Source organism: Frankia sp. Mgl5 (assembly GCF_023242985.1).
Lineage (GTDB): Bacteria > Actinomycetota > Actinomycetes > Frankiales > Frankiaceae > Parafrankia > Parafrankia soli.
Window position 1 is genome coordinate 1 of sequence record NZ_JALKFY010000266.1, and the last position, 248, is coordinate 248.

At 55.6% G+C, this 248-nt stretch carries 1 pseudogene; it reads left to right on the forward strand.

The features are described 5' to 3' along the window. A pseudogene (locus MXD62_RS09295) lies at positions 1-248 on the forward strand (sporulation protein SpoIID); the annotation flags it as partial.

Sequence of the window (248 nt, forward strand, 5' to 3'; positions counted from 1 at the left end):
TTGGAAGATCGTATGGCTTGCGGCAAGCTTGATATCCCTGACGGTTCACGGACCGGCCGCTCCTGCGGATGCGGCGGCAAAAAACATTCGCGTCGCCTTGTTTATCGATGCTGGTCAAGGGTATCGAGGAACAGTGCCTGATGTGACGCTCTCCAGCGATAGAGGGTTATCCATCCAGGCAGGAGACAAGAACGGTTTCGTTTCTCTGCCTGCAGCTGAGTTTGACACGGCGCGCTTTGCTGTGGATG